Origin of the sequence: Pseudomonas sp. NBRC 111130 (assembly GCF_001320485.1) — a bacterium.
GTDB lineage: Bacteria > Pseudomonadota > Gammaproteobacteria > Pseudomonadales > Pseudomonadaceae > Aquipseudomonas > Aquipseudomonas vlassakiae.
The window spans coordinates 1-820 of record NZ_BCBG01000117.1; the positions used below are offsets into that span (position 1 = coordinate 1).

The window sequence follows — 820 nt, forward strand, 5'->3', positions numbered from 1 at the left end:
CGGCGTACCAATCTGGTCCGTATGGAAGTAATAAAGCTTCTGCCCTTGCCCTTCTGCCTGATCGACTCGCGCCAACGGCGCATAGCTACCCGGCTCATATACATACAAGATGCTCTGCCCAGGCGCCTCCTCCCGCAGCATCCTCAGCCCTTGCCACAGGAAGCGCTTCTGTTCGACCTGACCATTGATCTCAGCCTGCTTGGCCACTCGCCGCCCCAGGCTGTCGTACCGATACTGCCCGGTACTCTCCAGCTTGCCGTTAACCAGGGTCTCGGCACGAACCAGCCGGTTCTCGCAGTCATAGACAAAGATCTGCAGCTTCCTGTGCCCCGAACGCTTCTCGATCAGGTTGCCCCACGGGTCGTAGCGGTACTCCTGGTCCCGCCACTGCTTGATTCGGTTGTCCCTGACCTTGTCAAACTGCCGCGCATTGAAGTCCAGCCGGTTCGCCGCCGGGTCGTAGCGGAACTCTTCGCTGCCTACCAGCGAGCCGGTATCCCGGCTGCGCAACTGGCCGTTGGCTTCGTACTCGTACTTGATCTCGCCTCGCAGCTTGTCGAGGGTGCGCACCAGTTCTCCGGCCGGGTCGTACTGGTAGCGGCGGTGAATCGGGTTGTACGCGTGCTCCACCAACAGCGAGGTGTTAATGCCGGTGTTGTGCACCTGCGAGAGCTTGTCGGCAGGCAAGGTCGAGGCAAACTGCCAGGCCTTGCGCCCCATCGCGTCGTAACCGAAGCAGCTGGTGAGCTTGCCCTGGGTGCGGTAAACCTCCCGGTGCAGGTCATCACGCTCCATGTCGCTGATCACCTGGCCGTCCAGG

Annotated in this window: 1 pseudogene; it reads right to left on the reverse strand. The window is 61.5% G+C overall.

Annotated features, from left to right (window positions below):
* Positions 1-820, reverse strand: a pseudogene (locus APH33_RS27505) (type IV secretion protein Rhs); the annotation flags it as partial.